This is a genomic window from Methylobacterium sp. Leaf89 (assembly GCF_001422215.1).
Lineage (GTDB): Bacteria > Pseudomonadota > Alphaproteobacteria > Rhizobiales > Beijerinckiaceae > Methylobacterium.
Genome location: NZ_LMML01000028.1, coordinates 475547 through 493929 on the forward strand (window position 1 = coordinate 475547; position 18383 = coordinate 493929).

Sequence of the window (18383 nt, forward strand, 5' to 3'; positions counted from 1 at the left end):
CCGACTGCACGAACCAAGATCGGAGCGTGGAAAGTGCGCATGGCTCAAGCCCGACGGCCCTGATGGAGCTCGAGCTCCGCGAGATCGGGATAGGGGCGCAGAGGATGTGCGATCACTGCACCGATCCACCCTCAGGCGCCTGCAGCATACGCAGCGCTTCGCCGGAAATTTCATACAGGTCGGACACGCCCTGGTGGCCCATCGGGATGCCCACCTTCTGATCCTCTACGGTGGTGAGGATGACGATTGCCATGCGCTCTCCCATCATCAGGTCCGGCTTCGGCATCATCAAAGGGAGGAGTACGTCGCCCTCGGAGGCGTCCGATCGCGCCTCTTTCGCCACCGAGGGTCGAAACGGCTTCTGCTCGCTCATAACCATCTCCGCAGCTGAATTTGAGAGGCGCCGATGGCTGAGCGCGCTTCCCCAGTCGGTCTATTCAGAGTGGGGGCCGGTCACTGCATGACCTCGGAGTCTGGCTTCAAACCGCGCAGTGCCTCACCGATGACCTGGTAGAGGGTCGACAGCGCCTCGTGTCCCAGAGGTATGCCGAAACGATCTCCATCGACGGTCTTCAGGATGAGGATTCCGACGTCCTCGCCCATCAAGATGCCGGCCTTGGCTTCGCAGAGGGGGAACATGAACGGGCCTTCGCCGTCGAACTCGACCTGCTCGGCCGCCTCCAGCGCGAAGAACTGATCCTGTTCGGAGCGGTTCTCGTCGGCCATTGATGATCTCCTGCTCCGTCATCGTGCGGAGACGTTCGATGCCCTCGCAGGGCACGCCCATCATGTATCATGGTTTCCTATGCGCAGGGACGTGAGGCAGCATGCGGGTCGCCAGGACCGCACCCAAACGAGGCTCTGCTCGGCTGTATGCCCGTGATGCTCGCAGGCATTGCATGGGCTTACGCTATATCGGAGCGTGTTTTCTCGCGTAGGCGCCGTACGCTCCCAATTCGGGGTCGACGTTAAGCTTCTAAGGAGACGGGTTGCGCCGCGTCTCCACTTTGAGGGATGGTGAGCCGAGCCCACCTTGAGAGGGTCTTTCTGGGAAGCGGCTGCAGATGTCGTGCTCAAACCTGAAGAGCACGGCGATCGAAGAGCCTTAAACCATTCGTTCGCTCATCAGCATCCCGGCATCATCGAAGATGCCCTCCCACACCGAGGCTGCGACGCGAAGCGTGACCCGCCAAGTGCCGACGTGCTCCTCGATGCCTTTCTCGATGCGGCTGGTCACTTGCCCGAGCCGCATCTTCTGGCGCATCAAACGGGGATTGATCATAAGCCGGGAATGCAGCTGGTTCGGATCCAGCATCCAGTCGCCACTATCGTTTCGCTCCAGACGCATAACAAGCCTTTGATCAGCTTGGCGGCAAATGCGGAGCTGAACGCGAAGATAGCACGGATTCCCGACTCGAGGTGCGTGCCGATTATGAACGTCGACGCGCCTGAACGAAGCGCAAGCGTTTAGACGCCGGCTTCCATTGATCCGCTCGCTCGCGGACGTGCCGCCGGCCCAGATAATTTCTTTAGAAGTCCAATCTATCACGAGCGGGCGCGTTGACGCCCCGTGACAGACCGCATCGCATCTCAGGACGGCGAGAACGAACCCGACTCACGGACGGAGCCGGGAGATGGGGACGCCGCGCAGGCCCAGGCCCGGGAAGGCCTTGTCCGACACGAGGCCATGTCGGTGCGGGCCGCAGACAGCGAAGACCGCGCAGTCTGGGCTACGCATGCCGGCCGTGCAAAGAGCGGCGCCCCTCGATCACAAGGGGCGCCGGGACTGTTTAGTAATAGCTGCGCCGGCCGTAACCCCGATCGTGACCGTAGCCGTGACCGCGTCCTCGACCGAAGCCGAACTCTCGACCACCGAAGCGATGTCCGAAATGGCGACCACCGCCGTAGCCATGGCGACCGTATCCATCACCATAACCGCGGCGACCGTATCCGCGGCCGCCATAGCCTCCGTAGCCGTACTGGACGGTCTCTACCGCGGCCGCAGGCTCAGTCATCGCCGCGACACCGAGCGGTGCTGCCGAGGACGGTGTCGGTGCCAGAAACAAACTGGCAGCCATCAGGCCAGCACCGAGCGTGAGCGTCTTGAGCATTGGGTATCTCCCTGCGGACCTACCCATTCAGATAGGCTGCACGTCCCTCGTAGCAGGCCCAATCTGAACGGCGTCCACGCTCTCTCGCCGCCGCTTTACTCGATGGAGACGGCCCCAATACCCGTCAGGAACCCCGGGGGCCAAAACGTATTCGGGTGGTCGGGCTCCGAGGGGTTCCTGATGGTTGGTCCGAGCACAGAGTGGCCGGGTGCTTCGAGGTTGGTTTGGCCGGTGCGTGACGCTGGTGTCGGCAGTTCGCCCGCAAGGGGGACGTCGCCATCAAACCGATGGTGCCTGGCACTCTCAGCTGACCCGGCCCAAAGCCAGCCGGTCGAGTCCATGTGACTGTCCGGCTTTGATCCGCCGAAAAGACCAGTTGAACGACCGGGATGCGCGCGACGCTGCCACGAAACGCTCTTACAGAACCGGAGCTTGAAAGCCGTTCGATGCGGATCGCGCCGAGCGCCGCTTTGTAACCCCAAGCTAACCACGGCTCTCGGAAGCCGATGTTTGTCAGTCCGAGAGATTCATGATCGAGGCCCGCGCGGAGCGAGAACGTATGGTGCCGGTTGCGGGACTTGAACTCGCGACCTACCGCTTACAAGGCGGTTGCTCTACCAGCTGAGCTAAACCGGCGTGCGTTCCTGCGCTACCAGTGCCGTTGGCCCGGCGCAAGCCCGAGTAGGGGGGACGGTGCCGGATCGGCGGATGTCAGGCGGCGCGATCGTCGAGGCGGCGGGTATCGGCGAAGATGCGGCCGTCCGGGAAACGGTAGCGGATGGTCTCCGTCAGGCGCCCCTGCGCGCGGATGTCGATGGCCTCCGGGCGGGTGAGACGGTCCTGCGCCGCCATGGCTTCGACGGCCGTCATCGGGACGTCGCGGCCGCCGCCGAGCTGGCGCCACCACTGGACCGCCTTCTCGCGCGGGTAACCGACCTGCGCGAGGCCGACCACGATCCGGTGGTGCCGGCCATCGCGGAGGTGAAACGTGATCGCGAGGTCTTCCGCCGAACCGGAACGGGCGCGGGTGGCGAAGGTCCAGCCGGCGACGCCCTGCCAAGCCGATTCTGCGCGGACGGGCATCGGCCGGGAGAGGATCGGATGGGCGTCGTCGGCGGAGGCCTCGTGGCCCGGGTCGTCCCGCTCCGCCTCGGGCTCGACCCAGCAGGCCTCGCAGGTGCTGGCGTTGAGCGCGATCAGCGCGCCGCAGCCAGGGCAGGGCTTCGCCCGGATTTCGCCCTCGCGTCCCCGGATCGCGGCGGCGCTGCGCGCGGTGACGATGTCGACCGGACCGTGCATGCGGACGAGGCCGGCATAGTCGAGGATGAGGGCGTCCGCCTTGTCCGGAGCCCGGCGCAGGGCACGACCGACCTGCTGCACGTAGAGCCCGGTGCTCTGGGTCGGGCGCAGCAGGGCGACGAGGTCGACCTGGGGCACGTTGAAGCCGGTGGCGAGGACGCCGACCGAGGTCAGGCAGCGGATCCGGCCCTCGCGGAACGCCCGGACGATGCGGTCCCGCGCCCTCCTGGGCGTCTCGCCCGAGAGGGTCTCGCAGCTGTGGCCCTCGGCCCGGATCGCGTCGCGCACCGCCGTGGCGTGGGCGACGCCGGCGCAGAAGGCGAGCCAGGCCCGGCGGCCCTGCCCGTAGCCGACCATCTCCTCCACCGCCGCGCGGGTGATCCAATCCTGGTTGACGGCGGCCTCGAGGGCGCTCGGGATGTAGTCGCCCCCGCGCCGCGGCACCCCCGTGACGTCGAGGGTCGTGGCGGTGGCCTTGGAGATGAGCGGCGCGAGGTAGCCCTGGTGGATCAGGTCGCCGACATTGGCCTCGTAGACGATGGCTTCGAACAACCGGCCGGGGCCCGCGTCGAGGCGCCCGCTGTCGAGGCGGTAGGGCGTGGCCGTCAGGCCGACGACGCGCAGGTCGCGGCGCTCGGCGCGCAGGGCGGCCAGGAAGCGGCCGTAGCGGGTCTCGGCGTCGCGGGGGATGAGATGGGCTTCGTCTACGACCACGAGGTCGAACGCGTCGAGGTCGCGGGTCCGGTTCCAGATCGACTGGATGCCGCAGAACAGCACCTGTGCGCCGGCCTCGCGGCGACCGAGGCCGGCGGAATAGATACCCGCCGGTGCCTCCGGCCAGAGCGCCAGGAGTTCGCGGTGGTTCTGGGCGATGAGTTCGCGGCTGTGGGTGACGACGACTATGCGATGGCGGGGATCGCGATCGAGCATCTCTCGCACCAGGGCGGCGATCACCAGCGACTTGCCGGCACCGGTCGGCAGGACGATGAGGCCCGGGCCCTCCTGTCGTGCCCAGGAAGCATAGAGGGCGTCGAGGCTGGCGCGCTGATAGGGGCGGAGATCCATCGGCGGCGTTTCTAGCGCCTGCCGCCTCCGGCGTCCGTGGCCAATCTGCCGCGCGTCCGCGCCGTCGCCGTCCGACGCCCAACGGCCCCGGCACGCCAGGGGCCGTCCATCGGGCCGGTGGGCCGTTCCGGTCCAGACCGCAGAAGTCTCCGACGGTCGGATCGGCACGTGTCGGGGCTGTCGCTCTGCCCTGCACGAGTGCGGCGGCCTTCGTGTCTCCGGAGCGGCCCTTAGCGTCGGACACGGCCTGCGTCAAGCCCTTTCGGAACCCGTGCTCTCGAAGTCCGATCGCCCGTCAGGCCAGACGGGTCCGGCGAAGACGCTCCGCCGGACCCGCCTCGTCGAGCGGAGGCCGGACTCAGGCCGCCGCTAGGGCTGCCGCCATCTTCTGCGCGAAGGCGACGGGATCCCGCGGCGTGTCGCCGTCCTGCACCCGGGCGAGGTCGAGGAGGGTCCCGGCCGCGTCGGTGATCGCCTCTTGCGCCTCGACCTTGGCGCTGAGTGCGCGGATCAGGGGATGGCGCGGATTGATCTCCAGGACCGGCATACCGCCGCCGCCCCGGCCGGCCCGGCGCAGGAGCCGCTGCATCTGCAGGTCCGGGCCATGGCCGGAGGCGGAGAGCACCACGGCGCTCTCGACGAGGCGGTCGGTGGCGCGCACGTCGGAGACGTCGGGGCCGAGCGCGTCCTTGAGCGCCGCGACCAGGGCCTCGACGGAGGCCGGGGCTTCTTCGCCCTCGGGCGTTTCGCCCGCGAACTTCGAGAGGTCGACGGCCCCTTGCGTAACCGAGCGCAGGGACTTGTCGTCGAAGCGGGCCAGGGCCTCGGGCCAGAAGGCGTCGACGTGGTCGGAGAGCAGCAGCACCTCGATGCCGCGGGCGCGGAAACCCTCGAGCTGGGGCGAGCGCTTCAGGGCGTCGGCATCATCGGCGACGAGATAGTAGATCGCCTCCTGACCGTCCTTCATCCGCGAAACGTACTCGGGCAGGGAGGTCCAGCCCTCGACGGCGGAGGAGTGGAAGCGCAAGAGCGGTGCGATCTCGGGCCGCCGCTCGTGATCCTCGTAGATGCCCTCCTTGAGGACGGGTCCGAAATTCTCCCAGAACGGGCGGTAGCCCTCGGCGTCCTTGGCCCGGGTGGTGAGCTCGGAGAGGACGCGGCCGGTGACAGCGCGGCGGATCTTGGTGAGCACCGGGGTCGCCTGCAGCATCTCGCGGGAGACGTTGAGGGGCAGATCCTCGGTGTCGACCACGCCCTGCACGAAGCGCAGCCAGGAGGGGAGGAGCTCCGCCTCGTCGGTGATGAACATGCGACGGACGTGCAGGCGCACCTTGCTGGCGCGCTCGCCCTCCACCGCCTGGAACGGCTTCATGCCGGGCACGAACAGCAGCGCGGAGAATTCCAGCGCCCCTTCTGCGCGCCAGTGCAGGGTCGCCCAGGGCTCGTCGAAGTTCATGCCGACATGGCGGTAGAACTCGGTGTACTGCTCCGGCGTCACCTCGGACTTCGCCTTACGCCACAGGGCCGTGCCCTGGTTGGCGTTCTCCTCCTTGCCGTCCTCGCCGCGGATCGCGATCGGCACGGTGATGTGGTCGGCCCATTTGCGCACGACGTGGTCGAGCCGGTAGCTCTCCAGGTACTCGTCGGCATCCTCCTTGAGGTGCAGAACGATGTCGGTGCCGGGCTCCGCCCGGGTGGCGGGCTCCAGGGTGTAGCTGCCCTGACCCTCAGACGCCCAGGTCCAGGCCTCCTCCGAGCCGGCCCGGCGCGAGGTGACGGTGACCCGGTCGGCGACCATGAAGGCCGAGTAGAAGCCGACGCCGAACTGGCCGATGAGGCTCGGCTTGTCCTCGGGCCTGGCGTCGCTGAGGGTCTGGCTGAAGGCGCGGGTGCCCGAGCGGGCGATGGTACCGAGGTTCTGGGCCAGCTCCGACTTTGTCATGCCGATGCCGGCATCGGTGATGGTCAGGGTGCGGGCCGCCTTGTCCGGCGCGATGCGGACCTTGGCGTCGGCGGGCAGCGCGGAGGCCTGATCGGTCAGCGCCTCGAAGCGGCGCCGGTCCATGGCGTCGGCGGCGTTGGCCACCAGCTCGCGCAGGAAGATCTCCCGGTCGGAATAGAGGGCATGGACCACGAGGTCCAACAGACGCCCGACCTCGGCACCGAATTCGTGCCGTTCCACGGTGTCGCTCAAGGGACCGCCTCCTGATGTCGAAAAAAGAATGAAGCGAGCGCGATATGCCGTCGCGCCCCGGCGAATTCAATGGCGGCCAAGGTCCGGAAGGGTCTGGGCGGGGAGGGGATAGGTCGGACGCGGACCGGCATGCGCGGCGCGCAAACCCGATTTCCCGCTGCCGGCGCGCAACCTTCGCGGGTCTCGGGCGTAGCCGTGCCTTCACGACATATGACGTCCCTTCCCCTCACGACAGCGAGACGGCCCGAGATGGAACCGATGAAGCCGATGAAGCCCATGGAACCCATGAAGGGATCCGACCCGTGGTGGCCGCAGGAACTGGGGCAGCCCTCCACCAGCGGCGGCCAGAACGACATGCGCTACGCGTTCTTTCCCGACAAGCACCGCCTGCTGATCGAGCGGGACGGCAAGCGGACGACCTATGACAGCGGCGATCACCGGATCAGCGGCGTCTCGCAGTCGAACGGACGCTCGCCGACCTTCACGAGCCAGAACGGCGACGTCGCCGTGGACGACCTCAAGGTCGTCGACTGATCCCGGACCGTCGCCGGGGCTCGGTCGCCGGGCGCGGGTCCTGGCAGCCGCGACGAGCGGGGCGCCGTCAGGCCACCGCCCGGGCGGCGTCGCTGTTCCCGCGCGACCAGCGCTCGATCGCCCTGGGGACTTCGGAGGCCGGACTCGGCTTGGCGAAGAAGTAGCCCTGGCCCTCGTCGCAGCCCTCGCTGCGCAGGCGATCGAACTGCGCCTCCGTCTCGATCCCCTCGGCGGTGGTGCGCATCCCAAGGCTGAGACCGAGGCCGATCACGGCCCGGACGATGAGGCCGGAATCGGTCTTGTTGGTGATGTCGCGGACGAAGGACTGGTCGATCTTGATTTTGTCGAAAGGGAAACTTCGCAGGTAGCTCAAGGACGAGTAGCCGGTGCCGAAATCGTCCATGGCGATCCGGACTCCGAGGCGGCGCAGGGCATAGAGCGTCGCCAGGGTGGCGAGGTTGTCCTTGAGGAGCACCGATTCGGTGATCTCCAGTTCGAGCCGCCCCGGCGGCAGCCGGCTCTGCGCTAGGGCCTGGCGCACCGCCTCGACGATGACCTCGTCGCGGAACTGCACCGCGGAGACGTTGACGGCGACCTTGATGCCGTCGGGCCAGCGCATCGCCTCGGTGCAGGCGGTGGTGAGGCACCAGGCGCCCAGCGGCACGATGAGGCCGATCTCCTCGGCGACCGAGATGAAATCACCCGGCGGAACGAGGCCGCGCACCGGGTGGCGCCAGCGCACCAGGGCCTCGAAGCCGCCGATGCGCCGGGCGCGGAAGTCGTAGATCGGCTGGTAGTGCAATTCGAACTCCTCGCGCGCCAGGGCCTCGCGCAGGTCCAGTTCGAGGGCCCGGCGGGCCTGGAGGCTGACATCCATCTCCGCCTCGAAGAAGCGCCAGGTCCCGCGCCCATCCGCCTTGGCGCGGTAGAGCGCGACGTCGGCATTCTTGAGGAGCTTGTCGCAGGTGGTGCCGTCGCCGGGCGCGAAGCAGATGCCGATGCTGACGCCGACGCTCGCACGGTGGCCGTCGAGGTCGTAGGGCGCGCTGACCACCTCGACGATCCGACGGGCGAGCACGGCGGCGTCCCGGGGCTGCTCGGCCTGTGACAGGATGATCGCGAACTCGTCGCCCCCGAGGCGGGCCACGGTGTCGACCTCGCGCACGCAGGCACGCAGGCGGTCGGCGACCGCCCGCAGCAAGGCATCGCCCACCGGGTGGCCAAGCGTGTCGTTGACCTCCTTGAAGCGGTCGAGGTCGAGGCAGAGCACCGCGAACGGGCTGCCGCGTCCGAGGTGGGCGACCGCTTCCTCGATCCGCTCGCCGAACATCGCCCGGTTCGGCAGGCCCGTGAGCACGTCGTGCCGGGCCATGAAGGCGATGCGCGCATCCGCTTCGCGGCGCTCGGTGACGTCCTCGTAGGTCGCCACGAGGCCGCCCCCGCGCACCGCCTTGTGCGAGACCGCGACCACGCGCCCGTCACCGAGGTGGAGGAAATCGGAATCGACTGCGCCGCCGCTGGCGGTCTCGGCCTGGGCCAGGGCGAAGGCATCGGGCTCGGGCTGCGGGTAGTCCCCGCGCGCGGCGCTGAGCCCCGCGACGTCGCGATAGGGCAGACCGAGGGGAAGCTGCCCGGGCTCGAGGCTGAAGATCTCGCAGTAGCGCCGGTTCACGACGGTGAGGCGGCCGTCGGCGTCGAAGAGGCAGAGGCCCTGGGACATGTTGTCGAGGGCGGTGTCAAGGCGCAGGTTGGTGGCCTGGAGGATGGCTTCCTGCTCCTTCAGGAGCGTGATGTCGCTGCAGACCGCGATGAAGCCGCCCGTGCGCGTGGCGCTCCGGCTGATCCGAAGCCAACGGCCATCGCCGAGGCGCAGCTCGCTGCGCTCGTCGGTCGTGGCAAGGAGCGCCTGGGCGAGGCTGCCCGGACCGGCTTCACCCGCCGCGAGCGCGGCGATCGTGCGGCCCGCGGGCCGGGTCCCGGCGGCGAAGCCGAGGTAGTCCTCCGCCTGGCTGTTGGTGAGGCTGATCCGCCCGGCCTCGTCGACGACCACGATCCCCTCCCGGGAGGTCTCCAGGGCATCGGCGAGGCGGTCCTCGGCGGAAATCCGCTGTGCGACCTCCTTCTCCATCGCACGGCGGATGTTGTCGCGCATGGTGCCCATGGCCGACAGAAGCGTGCCGACCTCATCGGCCCCTCCGGCCGGCATCGTGCCGCTGAGGTCGCCGCCCGCGATGCGGGTGGCGACCTGCGAAGCATCGGCGAGCGGCCCCATGATGCGGCGCGCCAGGCAGAAGGCGACCGTCCCGGAAAGCAGCACGGCGATCAGGGTGCCCAGGAGGTTGAGCCGGGTCTCACGGGCCACGATGGCGCGGGCCTGCTGCCGATAGATGAAGCCGTCGCCGGCCGTATAGTTGATGAACAGGTCGAAGTTTTCCTCCGCCACCGCCGCGTGGCGGTCGAGCTCCGCATAGGCAGCCTCGCTCCGGCCGAAATCGGTGATCCTGGCGCGGGCCTCCGTCCACGCGGACACCGCGCGCTCGGCCGCCTGCGCCGCGCGGGTCGCACGCTCGGATTGGGCGCGCTCCACGGCGATCTCGAGGTCCTCGGCGAGGAGGCGCTGCAGGCTGGCGAAGCGCTCGTCGAGGCGGGTGCGGGCCGCCGGATCGGTGACCATCCAGCGCCGGGCCTCGGCCGTGCGCATCCCGGCGAAGTCGGTGGCGGCGGCCCGGGCATAATTGATGGACATCAGCGACCGGTCGAAGGTCTGGCTGACCAGTTCGTCGGCGCGGCGGATGCTCGACGCCGCCGACAACCCGAGCGCCCCCGTGATGGCGCTCATCACGAGGAACGCGATCACGATCCGTCCCCGGATCGTGCCGAGCATCGCGGCGACGGCCTCCGCGAGCCGCCGGCCGGGACGCGCCCGCGATGTCATCGGGTCTGCGGGCGATGTCATCCAGCCTTGTCCCGTCCCATCATCGCAGCAGGATGACCGAAAGACGTTAAGGCGATCTTGAGATCGGGCCGGCAGTTTATCCCCTTAACCGGACTTTCACTCAGGCGTTTTATGGTTGTGGAGGTCGAAAGGCTCTTGAGCATCGAGACTGCTCGTCGTGGTTCGGTCGCGGCTCGTTTCGATCCTGATCGTCGTTGAACGAACGGAAAACCGATGCGGCCCTCGACAATTGCTTGCCTGGCCTTCGGGCTTCTTGGTGCGATGAGTGGCGGGCTTGCGTGGGCCACCGTCGGTGCGCCCAGCCTGCACGTGTCCCAGAAGGGGCGCGCCTTTCAACCCAATGCCCTTACGGTTCCACGCGGTGCCAACGTGGAAATCGTCAACGACGACGGCGACCTACTTCACCACGTCTACATCGATGCGCCGGACTTCACGTTCGATTCGGGAGACCTGAGGCCCGGGAGCCGGACCCAGGTCGTCTTCAACGTGGCTGGGACCTTCGCCGTCCTGTGCGGGATCCATCCGAAGATGAAGTTGACCGTACGGGTCGACGGCCGCTGACATCCGGGGCGATCGACCGTCTCCGAATCGAGCGCCGCCGGGGCTCCCGCCGGAGCCGCCCGCGGCGCGTCCCGTCGCGCCCGCACGGCGCGCGAGCGACCCTCAGAGCAGGGTCGACCCCTGCAGCACGGCGTGGGCGCCGTAGTAGAGGCCGAGAAAGGCCGCCAGCGCCGCCCCATAGCCCACGGGCGTGAGGGCAAGGTTACGCAGGCGATAGGGCGATGCGGCGTTGTCGGCCGCGAGGGCCACCATCGCGACGATGATCGGCGCGTGGCCGATGGCGTCGACCTTGCCGAACTCGAAGATCGCCGAGATGAAGGTGGCGGCCAGCAGGATCGCGGCGACCCGGCGGACCAGCGGGGTGCAGACCAGCGCGAAGGCCAGGGCGAATTCCACCGCGCCGGCTGCCTTCATGAAGTATTCGCCCGTGAACCCGAGCGTCATCGCCGGATGCTCGATGAAGAGCGGGAACGACCATTGCGGATAGGCCCACTTCTCGACGGAGGCCCACATCAGGGTGATGGCGGCGGTGTAGCGCACGATGTCGAGGGGACGGAGGCCGCCGGGTAGGGAGCGGCCGAGGCCGGTCAGCGCGCAGTAAGCCGCGACTCCGAGGAAGATCGGGTAGTCCGCGAGGTGGAAGGCGCCGTACTGGACCAGGGCGGTCGTGAACAGGACCACGATGCCGAGGGCCGAGAACGGCATGGTCCGCCGCCACAGGAAGCCGGCCGCGATGGCGAGCTGGAACCACGGGAGCGCGCTGCTGGTCGTCTTCAGCTCGGGCGTCAGAATGACGCCGCCGAGGGTCCAGAGCGCGACGAAGAAGCCGCCCAGAACCGCACGGAACAGGAGCTCGGTGTTCTCGCGTGCCCAGGCCGTGGTCCGGTCGAGGGATCGCGTGAGTGCTGCCCCCAGCACCGTACCTTCGAGAAGACCGCCCACCATCAGGGCGAGCACGGAGAGGCCGACCAGCTTCTCGAAGTCCGAGCACAGGACCTCGCCGAGGTCACGAGGCGACCCGACCAGGTCGTAGGCGCAGAACCATTTCACGTGTGCCATCGCGGCGTCGGAGCCTGCGACCGTGAGGACAGCCGCCATCATCATGACTGCGGTGCGCGGCAGCCAACGTCTTCCGGGGTACATGGAGGGAAGCCCTATTCACGACACCGGCGCGGGGGCCTGCCGGCGCGATGAAAACTACGCGCCTTCGCCGGTTTGCGGAAGGAACTTGTTAATAGACCTTTCCAAATGGTTAACCTGTTGCTTGCCGGCATCGGCCGTGATCCGCGTCCGACCGGTCGGATGCATGGGGATCCCGTAACGCTTCGATGGCGATGCTGTCGGAAAGCCTGCGCCCGGACAGGGTCCGCTAACCCTCGCGGGGCTAAGCCGGGGATCGCCCGTCTCAACCTGAAGAGCCCGATGATCGCGACCTTGAGCCTATCGAGCCTGATGGTGGGGACCGGCCTGTCCTACGCGGCGGCGCGCGCGCCGAGCCGGGCCGACGCTCTCGAACGCTGGTCCGGGCGCCTTCTCCTCGGCGGGCTCGGCCTCCTCGGGGCCGCTCTCCCGCTCTTCCGCTGACGCGACCCGACAGCGTCCCTGACGAAGGGCGATCCCTCAGTTGAGGCGGGGCGGGACCGCGAGGCTGGCCGTGCCGTCGGCGCTCAGGGTCTTCAGGAACGCGATCAGGTCGCGCTTCTCGGCGTCGGTCAGCCCCAGCGGCTTGATCGCGGTTGATCGGCTGGGCCGGTCGATCCCGCCGCGATCGTAGAGATCGATGACGTCGCGCAGGGAGGTCAGCGAACCGTCGTGCATGTAGGGGCCGCGCTCGGTGACGTCGCGCAAGGTGGGGGTCTTGAACGCGTAGCGGAGCTGAACCGAATCCGGAAAGAACGCGGCCCGTCCCACATCCGCCTCGGCGCCGACGCCGACGTCGTGGAAGGATCCGTCCGTGAAGGTCCAGCCCGAATGGCAGCCGGCGCATTGCGCCTTGCCGTTGAAGAGCGCGAACCCGGCCTTCGCACTCGGGCCGATGGCGCGGGCGTCGCCCGCGACCCAGCGATCGAACGGCGCCTCGCCGGAGACGATGGAGCGCTGGAAGGTCGCCAGCGCCAGCTCGACGGTCCGCCGACTGATCGCCTCAGGCGATCCGCCGGCTGCGGCGCGTTCGGGGAACGCCGCCGCGAAGGCGCGGACGTAGCCGGGATCGGCTCTCAGCCGTGCGAGCAAGGTCGCCTCGGGCAGGTTCATCGCGCTGGCGCTGGTGATCGGCGTGAAGGCGACGTTCTCGAGGTCGCGGAATTTGCCGTCCCAACCGAGGATCGGGATCTGGGCCACGTCGAGCAGGGTCGGCGTGCGCACTTTCATTGCCGCGCCGGTCTCGCCGATGCCGCGCGGGCGGCCGTCGCTCCACGATTGAGTCGGGACGTGGCAGCTGGCGCAGCTCATGGTGCGCTCGCCCGACAGGAGCGTATCGAAGAACAGGCGCTGGCCGAGTGCGGCCTTGGCCGGGCTGTAGGGATTGTCGGCCGGGTAGACCGCCTCGTCGACGCGCCGATAAGCCTCGCGCAGCGCCGACAGCTCGGCCTGCGTCGTGCTGACATTCGCTTGTTCCGGCTCGCCGGCACCCGAGGTGCGTAATCCGAGGCCCGATGCCGCGAAGGCAATCAGGGCAACGCCGGCAAGCGCGGCGCTTACCCGTCTGCGCATCGCGATCTCCTGATCCTCTCAGCGCTAGTCCGGATCCGTTAACGAAGTCTCACGCGAAGCCTCTCCCGCCCAAATGCCGCAGCACCGAACCGGTGCCGGTTGGCGCGAACGTTGCTTAGGCCGCCTCAGTCAGCAATGGCTGCGAATCCCGTCAGGTGTCCTGGGATGTCGCATCGCTTCAGGACGAGAGGCTCGGAATGACGAAATACAAACTCGAGTATATATGGCTCGACGGCTACACTCCGGTGCCGAACCTTCGCGGTAAGACCCAGATCAAGGAATTCGACGCGTTCCCGACCCTTGAGCAGCTTCCGCTCTGGGGCTTCGACGGCAGCTCGACGATGCAGGCCGAAGGCGGCAGCTCCGATTGCATGTTGAAGCCCGTGCGCCACTTCCCGGATTCCACGCGCAAGAACGGCGTACTGGTGATGTGCGAAGTCATGATGCCGGATGGCGTCACCCCGCACGCCTCCAACAAGCGCGCCACCATCCTCGACGACGACGGCGCCTGGTTCGGCTTCGAGCAGGAGTACTTCTTCTACAAGGATGGCCGTCCGCTCGGCTTCCCTGCCTCCGGCTATCCGGCTCCGCAGGGGCCGTATTACTGCGGCGTCGGCTACAAGGAAGTCGGCAGCATCGCCCGCAAGATCGTCGAGCAGCACCTGGATCTCTGCCTCGATGCCGGCATCAACCACGAGGGCATCAACGCCGAGGTGGCTAAGGGCCAGTGGGAGTTCCAGATCTTCGGCAAGGGCTCCAAGAAGGCCGCCGACGAGATGTGGGTCGCCCGCTACCTGCTGCAGCGTCTGTGCGAGACCTACGAGATCGACGTCGAGTACCATTGCAAGCCGCTCGGCGCGACGGACTGGAACGGCTCGGGCATGCACGCCAACTTCTCGACCGAGCACATGCGCACGGTGGGCGGCAAGGCGTATTTCGAAGCCCTGATGGCGGCCTTCAAGGAGAACCTCGACGACCACATCGCCGTCTACGGCCCCGACAACCACATGCGCCTGACGGGCAAGCACGAGACGGCGGCGATCGACCAGTTCAGCTACGGCGTCGCCGACCGGGGCGCCTCGATCCGCGTGCCGCACAGCTTCGTGAACAACGAATATAAGGGCTACCTCGAAGATCGCCGTCCCAACAGCCAGGGGGACCCCTACCAGATCGCCTCGCAGATCCTGAAGACGATCTCCTCGGTTCCGACCGCGACGAGTCAGCAGGCGGCTGCCTAGTTTTTAGGCGTCAATTCGTCAATTTTGCTTCGAACCTAGGCAGGGTCCGCCGCGTTCTGCGAGGCGGGCCCTTCTTTTTGCCTGTTCGGATGGCAAGTCGGTCGGAGCGAGTCGGTCCTCCCGCCTTCAAGCGCCGAAGATCGACCAGCCCAGCCGCCGGGTGAGCATCTCCAGGGCGATCCGTCCAAGATGGGAATTGCCGGAGGCGTCGAGGCCGGGCGACCAGACGGCGATCGAGGCCTTGCCCGGCGCGATCGCCAGGATGCCGCCGCCGACGCCGCTCTTCCCCGGAAGACCCACCCGATAGGCGAACTCCCCCGAGCCGTCGTAATGTCCGCAGGTGAGCATCACCGCGTTGATGCGCCGTGCCCGCTCGGGCGACACCACGGACAACCCCGTCAGGGGGTTGCGCCCCGAATGAGCGAGGAAGCGGCCCGCCTGGGCGAGCTGCCGGCAGGACATGCTGAGGGCGCAGTGGTGGAAGTAGACGCCGAGGGTGAAGTCGACCGGATTGTCGAGCACCCCGAAGGACTTCATGTAGTGGGCGAGCGCCATGTTGCGGAAGCCCGTCCGCAGCTCGGAGGCGGCCACCGCCTCGTCGATGGCGATGCTGGAATCCTGCGCCAGGAACTGCATGAAACGCAGGATCTCGCCGATGGCCTCACGGGGCTGGTGGCCGGACAGGATCAGGTCCGTGACCGCGATCGCCCCGGCATTGATGAACGGATTGCGCGGGATGCCGCGCTCGCGCTCCAGCTGGACGATGGAGTTGAAGGGGCTGCCCGAGGGTTCCCGACCGACGCGGCGCCAGAGGCGGTCGCCGGCCATGCCGAGGGCGAGGGTCAGGGTGAAGACCTTGGAGATGCTCTGGATCGAGAAGGGTTCGTCGCTGTCGCCGCCGGCCGCGATCCGCCCCTCGGCATCGATCACCACGAGACCGAAAGCCTTGGCATCGACACCGGCCAGTTCGGGGATGTAGGTCGCCACCTCGCCTCGGTCCGGCCGCTCCCGCATCTCGTCGGCGATCTCGCGAACGACATGGTCGAGGTCGGGCACGTCGAGGCTCATGGGCGATTCCGGGGGAGGGCTGGAACGAGGGTTCGGCGACGGGCGCAAACCCCGGGCCATGCCGGTATCCGGCCCGGCCCGGGATGGCACGGTGGGCTTGGACGCCCAGGCTCAACACCGTCACCGTATTGTTCAGCTTGGCGACAGGATTGTGGGACTATAGAACCATAACGGCGACGCTTCGGTGATGTATCGCATTTGTTTCTAACTGTTTCTATTTAATGCTCGTGGTCTTTCGCCTGCATTCGGCGGCTTAAGATCAGATGAATGCTTTTTTCAGAGGTCGTTAAATCGCGCAGCCGTAGCACGGCCGCCGAAATGACGGCGCTCCGGACTCTCCGGCCCCGGCCGTCGAGCGTCGAGTAGCAATGAGCATTGATTCGAGCGACCCGAACCGCAGCGCAGATCCAGGCGATCTCTCCCTCGTCGCGCCGATGGCGGCGTCCCGCGGGGCCGCGGAAACAACGGCCACGATGGCGGTCGCCCGCTCCGAAGCGGGCGCGCCCGAGGCCGCGCGCGCCGGAACTTCCGGCGTCGCGCCGCCTCCATCACCCTGGGCCCGCCAAGGCGAAGCCGGCATGACGGTGGAGGCGCGCCGGCGCATCGGACGCAACCTGCGCCTCCTCTATGCCGAGGTGCTGAATCAGCCGCTCCCCGACCGCTTCGACGCCCTCCTCGCCGCTCTGGCCGCCCGCAGCACCACGCGAGGATCCTGATGACCAACGCGATGCCCCAACGGGTCGGCACGCCGCAGGGCGCCGATGCCGAGATGCGTGAACTCCTGCTCGGTGCGATTCCGGCCCTGCGCGCCTTCGCGTTCTCGCTGACCTACGATCTCGACCGCAGCGACGACCTCGTCCAGGACACCCTGGTGCGGGCCTGGACCAAGGCCGACAGTTTCACCCGGGGCACCAACCTGACGGCGTGGCTGTTCACCATCCTGCGCAACCTGTTCTATTCCGAGCAGCGCAAGCGCAAGCGCGAGGTGGAGGACGCCGACGGTGCCCTGGCGGGGCGTCTGACCAGCCTGCCCGAGCAGGAGATCCGGGTGGAGATGCGCGAGTTCCAGGAGGCCTTGAACGCGTTGCCGTTCAGCCAGCGCGAGGCCCTGGTCCTCGTCGGTGCGCAGAGCTTCACCTACGAGGAGGCGGCGGAGATCTGCGGGGTCGCCGTGGGCACCATGAAGAGCCGTGTCAGCCGCGCCCGCGGCCGGCTCATCGAGAGCCTCGGGATGAACGGCACCGACGAGATCGGCGCCGATGCGTTCACGCGGGCGGCCCTGGGGTCGCCTCCCGGGTAAGGGACATCGCCGGTTGAGGGCATCAGCCCGAGCCGGACGCATCTCGCGTCCGGCTCGGGATCAGATCAAGGCTGTCCGCACCGCGCGGGCGATCTCGGCGGGCGGGGTATCGCTCCGGTCGCCGAGGAGGCGCCGGCCCGAAGCGATCACCTGCAAGGCTTCGCGGCTGCTGCCGTCGCGCAGGGCCACCGCTTCGAGGTCGCGCAGATACTCGATCACGCCCTCTCGGGCCTTGCCGTCCCGGGCCAGCACCGGCTCGACCCGCGACGTGACGTCGTTCGCCACCGAGGCCCAGAATGCGGCCGGTCCGGCGGAATTCTCGTGCATCGTATCGCTTCCCTGACGTGTGTGGACGCGCAGGGTCCGACGACCCGCCGAGCGAGCAAGGCGATCCGCCGCCCAAGCGGCCCTTTCGGGGTCGACCCGAATCCAAATTAGCAAGAGAGAAGCGGGGCCTTAATAACCTTCATCAAGAACGAAGCAAAAACAAATGGAGGATTTTGTTACAAAGAGGCCCAGACTGTTGTTCGGTTTCCAGCCCTAAGTTGTAGATCGGGCTCGTGCGAAGCTCTGCCTCACGAGCACGAAGCACAAGCGACGTGTTTTCGAATCATGCGCGTTTCATCAAGGCACCCCGAGACTAGCCTCTCGATGCACGGGCCCTGGCCCTGATGGCTCGGGGGTACGCCGACCGGCAGGAGGAGCCGAATTTCCCGTCGGCTCCTCGATTCTGCACGACGACACCAGCGGAGGCATCCCTGGGGGTGGGCACCCGCGACATCAAACCCGCGACGACCTCATCGTCCCCACGCTCCACGAGATCTACGACGCGGAGCACCGGATCACGAAAGCGCCGCGCAAGATGAATGCGAAGAGGACGCATCCGGAACTGAAGCAGCGCTTCGCGATCCACCTGCGCCAGACCGAGGACCCGATCCAGCGACTGGCGAAAGTCTTCCAGATGCACGTCCCCAGCCCCAAGGCGGTGACCTGTCCGGCGATCAGCGGCCTCATTGAGGAGGCCGACGCGGAGGACGGCGAGATCGTCGACACAAGGCTGTGCGGGACCCTGTCCTCGTGGCCTCGGCCCAGGCCGTGGAGCACAACGAGATCGCCCGCTACGGCACTCCTCCCGTCCCGGGCCAAGCGCCCGGGACGGGAGGAGTGTGCCAGCGCGCTCCAGCAGAACCTCAACGCGAAAAAGGCGACCGACCACCTGCTCGCCGCCAGGGCCGAGCGTCAGGTCGGTCCGCGCGCGGCCGGAGTCCGACCGGGCGGTGCACGGAGGGCCTTGCGCTGATCGGAGCCGTTGCTTTTTGGGTTGCGTCCCGCGCACCCTGACGCC

At 67.8% G+C, this 18383-nt stretch carries 17 protein-coding genes, 1 tRNA gene and 1 pseudogene; 7 read left to right on the plus strand and 12 right to left on the minus strand.

From position 1 onward, the window contains the following. Positions 1-112 precede the first annotated feature (112 nt). The 7 genes from ASF18_RS13435 to htpG all read right to left on the minus strand — a co-directional run bounded on the left by ASF18_RS13435 (position 113) and on the right by htpG (position 6669). Entirely contained in the window at positions 113-373 is a 261-nt protein-coding gene (locus ASF18_RS13435) for a hypothetical protein (RefSeq protein ID WP_056352227.1), read from the minus strand. Positions 374-453: 80 nt separating this feature from the next. After that, complete coding sequence (locus ASF18_RS13440; protein ID WP_056352230.1) at positions 454-726, minus strand: hypothetical protein; 273 nt, start codon at positions 724-726, stop codon at positions 454-456. Between the two features lie 379 nt (positions 727-1105). Further along, entirely contained in the window at positions 1106-1348 is a 243-nt protein-coding gene (locus ASF18_RS13445; protein ID WP_056352233.1) for a DUF6522 family protein, read from the minus strand. Between the two features lie 442 nt (positions 1349-1790). Then, entirely contained in the window at positions 1791-2111 is a 321-nt protein-coding gene (locus tag ASF18_RS23065; protein ID WP_082487526.1) for a hypothetical protein, read from the minus strand. A 560-nt stretch (positions 2112-2671) separates the two neighbouring features. Next, a tRNA-Thr gene (locus tag ASF18_RS13455) sits at positions 2672-2747 on the minus strand. A 75-nt stretch (positions 2748-2822) separates the two neighbouring features. Next, positions 2823-4475, minus strand: coding sequence for a DEAD/DEAH box helicase (locus ASF18_RS13460; RefSeq protein WP_056352239.1), 1653 nt, complete (start codon positions 4473-4475; stop codon positions 2823-2825). 358 nt (positions 4476-4833) lie between these two features. Then, a complete protein-coding gene (htpG, locus tag ASF18_RS13465) occupies positions 4834-6669 on the minus strand; it encodes a molecular chaperone HtpG (protein ID WP_056352242.1) in 1836 nt (611 codons plus the stop codon). Positions 6670-6954: 285 nt separating this feature from the next. Between htpG and ASF18_RS13470 the strand changes: the two genes are divergently transcribed. After that, entirely contained in the window at positions 6955-7203 is a 249-nt protein-coding gene (locus ASF18_RS13470) for a hypothetical protein (RefSeq protein ID WP_244472700.1), read from the plus strand. 67 nt (positions 7204-7270) lie between these two features. Here ASF18_RS13470 and ASF18_RS13475 read toward each other — a convergent pair whose 3' ends face one another. After that, on the minus strand, positions 7271-10159 hold the full coding sequence (locus ASF18_RS13475; RefSeq protein WP_056277151.1) for an EAL domain-containing protein: 2889 nt from the start codon (positions 10157-10159) through the stop codon (positions 7271-7273). A gap of 213 nt (positions 10160-10372) precedes the next feature. On the opposite strand from ASF18_RS13475, the gene ASF18_RS13480 reads away from it, so the two are divergent. After that, positions 10373-10720: a cupredoxin domain-containing protein gene (locus tag ASF18_RS13480; RefSeq protein WP_082487528.1), complete on the plus strand. Its 348-nt coding sequence runs from the start codon at positions 10373-10375 to the stop codon at positions 10718-10720. A 102-nt stretch (positions 10721-10822) separates the two neighbouring features. On the opposite strand, the gene ASF18_RS13485 is transcribed toward ASF18_RS13480, so the two are convergent. Then, the gene (locus ASF18_RS13485; protein WP_056352247.1) at positions 10823-11824 is read right to left on the minus strand and encodes a hypothetical protein; all 1002 of its coding nucleotides are present in this window, start codon (positions 11822-11824) and stop codon (positions 10823-10825) included. A gap of 318 nt (positions 11825-12142) precedes the next feature. On the opposite strand from ASF18_RS13485, the gene ASF18_RS24285 reads away from it, so the two are divergent. Further along, positions 12143-12304 carry a hypothetical protein gene (locus ASF18_RS24285; RefSeq protein WP_200917586.1) on the plus strand — a complete coding sequence of 54 codons (162 nt, stop codon included), beginning with the start codon at positions 12143-12145 and terminating at the stop codon, positions 12302-12304. Positions 12305-12340: 36 nt separating this feature from the next. On the opposite strand, the gene ASF18_RS13490 is transcribed toward ASF18_RS24285, so the two are convergent. Continuing rightward, positions 12341-13432 carry a cytochrome c peroxidase gene (locus ASF18_RS13490; RefSeq protein WP_056352250.1) on the minus strand — a complete coding sequence of 364 codons (1092 nt, stop codon included), beginning with the start codon at positions 13430-13432 and terminating at the stop codon, positions 12341-12343. Between the two features lie 197 nt (positions 13433-13629). Between ASF18_RS13490 and ASF18_RS13495 the strand changes: the two genes are divergently transcribed. After that, positions 13630-14670 (plus strand): glutamine synthetase beta-grasp domain-containing protein, encoded by a 1041-nt coding sequence (locus ASF18_RS13495; protein WP_056216051.1) that lies wholly within the window; start codon positions 13630-13632, stop codon positions 14668-14670. Between the two features lie 126 nt (positions 14671-14796). Here the strand turns inward: ASF18_RS13495 and ASF18_RS13500 are convergent, their stop codons facing one another. Then, complete coding sequence (locus ASF18_RS13500; RefSeq protein ID WP_200917588.1) at positions 14797-15738, minus strand: glutaminase; 942 nt, start codon at positions 15736-15738, stop codon at positions 14797-14799. Between the two features lie 368 nt (positions 15739-16106). Here ASF18_RS13500 and ASF18_RS13505 point away from each other — a divergent pair, with 368 nt between their 5' ends. Together ASF18_RS13505 and ASF18_RS13510 are read left to right on the plus strand one after the other, a co-directional pair. Continuing rightward, positions 16107-16454 (plus strand): NepR family anti-sigma factor, encoded by a 348-nt coding sequence (locus ASF18_RS13505; RefSeq protein ID WP_056352253.1) that lies wholly within the window; start codon positions 16107-16109, stop codon positions 16452-16454. Next, a complete protein-coding gene (locus ASF18_RS13510; RefSeq protein ID WP_056216046.1) occupies positions 16454-17038 on the plus strand; it encodes a sigma-70 family RNA polymerase sigma factor in 585 nt (194 codons plus the stop codon). Before ASF18_RS13505 ends, ASF18_RS13510 begins: the two co-directional genes overlap by 1 nt. Before the next feature lie 60 nt (positions 17039-17098). Here ASF18_RS13510 and ASF18_RS13515 read toward each other — a convergent pair whose 3' ends face one another. Next, positions 17099-17365, minus strand: coding sequence for a hypothetical protein (locus ASF18_RS13515; protein WP_056216044.1), 267 nt, complete (start codon positions 17363-17365; stop codon positions 17099-17101). A gap of 431 nt (positions 17366-17796) precedes the next feature. Here ASF18_RS13515 and ASF18_RS13520 point away from each other — a divergent pair. Then, positions 17797-18338, plus strand: a pseudogene (locus ASF18_RS13520) (DUF892 family protein). Positions 18339-18383: the final 45 nt, after the last annotated feature.

Excerpts from the sequence above, each read along its gene's own strand:
- ASF18_RS13435 (WP_056352227.1), bottom strand. The coding sequence starts at position 373 with ATGAGCGAGCAGAAGCCGTTTCGACCCTCGGTGGCGAAAGAGGCGCGA.
- ASF18_RS13440 (WP_056352230.1), bottom strand. The coding sequence starts at position 726 with ATGGCCGACGAGAACCGCTCCGAACAGGATCAGTTCTTCGCGCTGGAG.
- ASF18_RS13445 (WP_056352233.1), bottom strand. The coding sequence starts at position 1,348 with ATGCGTCTGGAGCGAAACGATAGTGGCGACTGGATGCTGGATCCGAAC.
- ASF18_RS23065 (WP_082487526.1), bottom strand. The coding sequence starts at position 2,111 with ATGCTCAAGACGCTCACGCTCGGTGCTGGCCTGATGGCTGCCAGTTTG.
- ASF18_RS13460 (WP_056352239.1), bottom strand. The coding sequence starts at position 4,475 with ATGGATCTCCGCCCCTATCAGCGCGCCAGCCTCGACGCCCTCTATGCT.
- ASF18_RS13470 (WP_244472700.1), top strand. The coding sequence starts at position 6,955 with ATGAAGGGATCCGACCCGTGGTGGCCGCAGGAACTGGGGCAGCCCTCC.
- ASF18_RS13475 (WP_056277151.1), bottom strand. The coding sequence starts at position 10,159 with ATGACATCGCCCGCAGACCCGATGACATCGCGGGCGCGTCCCGGCCGG.
- ASF18_RS13480 (WP_082487528.1), top strand. The coding sequence starts at position 10,373 with ATGCGGCCCTCGACAATTGCTTGCCTGGCCTTCGGGCTTCTTGGTGCG.
- ASF18_RS13485 (WP_056352247.1), bottom strand. The coding sequence starts at position 11,824 with ATGATGATGGCGGCTGTCCTCACGGTCGCAGGCTCCGACGCCGCGATG.
- ASF18_RS24285 (WP_200917586.1), top strand. The coding sequence starts at position 12,143 with ATGATCGCGACCTTGAGCCTATCGAGCCTGATGGTGGGGACCGGCCTG.
- ASF18_RS13490 (WP_056352250.1), bottom strand. The coding sequence starts at position 13,432 with ATGCGCAGACGGGTAAGCGCCGCGCTTGCCGGCGTTGCCCTGATTGCC.
- ASF18_RS13495 (WP_056216051.1), top strand. The coding sequence starts at position 13,630 with ATGACGAAATACAAACTCGAGTATATATGGCTCGACGGCTACACTCCG.
- ASF18_RS13500 (WP_200917588.1), bottom strand. The coding sequence starts at position 15,738 with ATGAGCCTCGACGTGCCCGACCTCGACCATGTCGTTCGCGAGATCGCC.
- ASF18_RS13505 (WP_056352253.1), top strand. The coding sequence starts at position 16,107 with ATGAGCATTGATTCGAGCGACCCGAACCGCAGCGCAGATCCAGGCGAT.
- ASF18_RS13510 (WP_056216046.1), top strand. The coding sequence starts at position 16,454 with ATGACCAACGCGATGCCCCAACGGGTCGGCACGCCGCAGGGCGCCGAT.
- ASF18_RS13515 (WP_056216044.1), bottom strand. The coding sequence starts at position 17,365 with ATGCACGAGAATTCCGCCGGACCGGCCGCATTCTGGGCCTCGGTGGCG.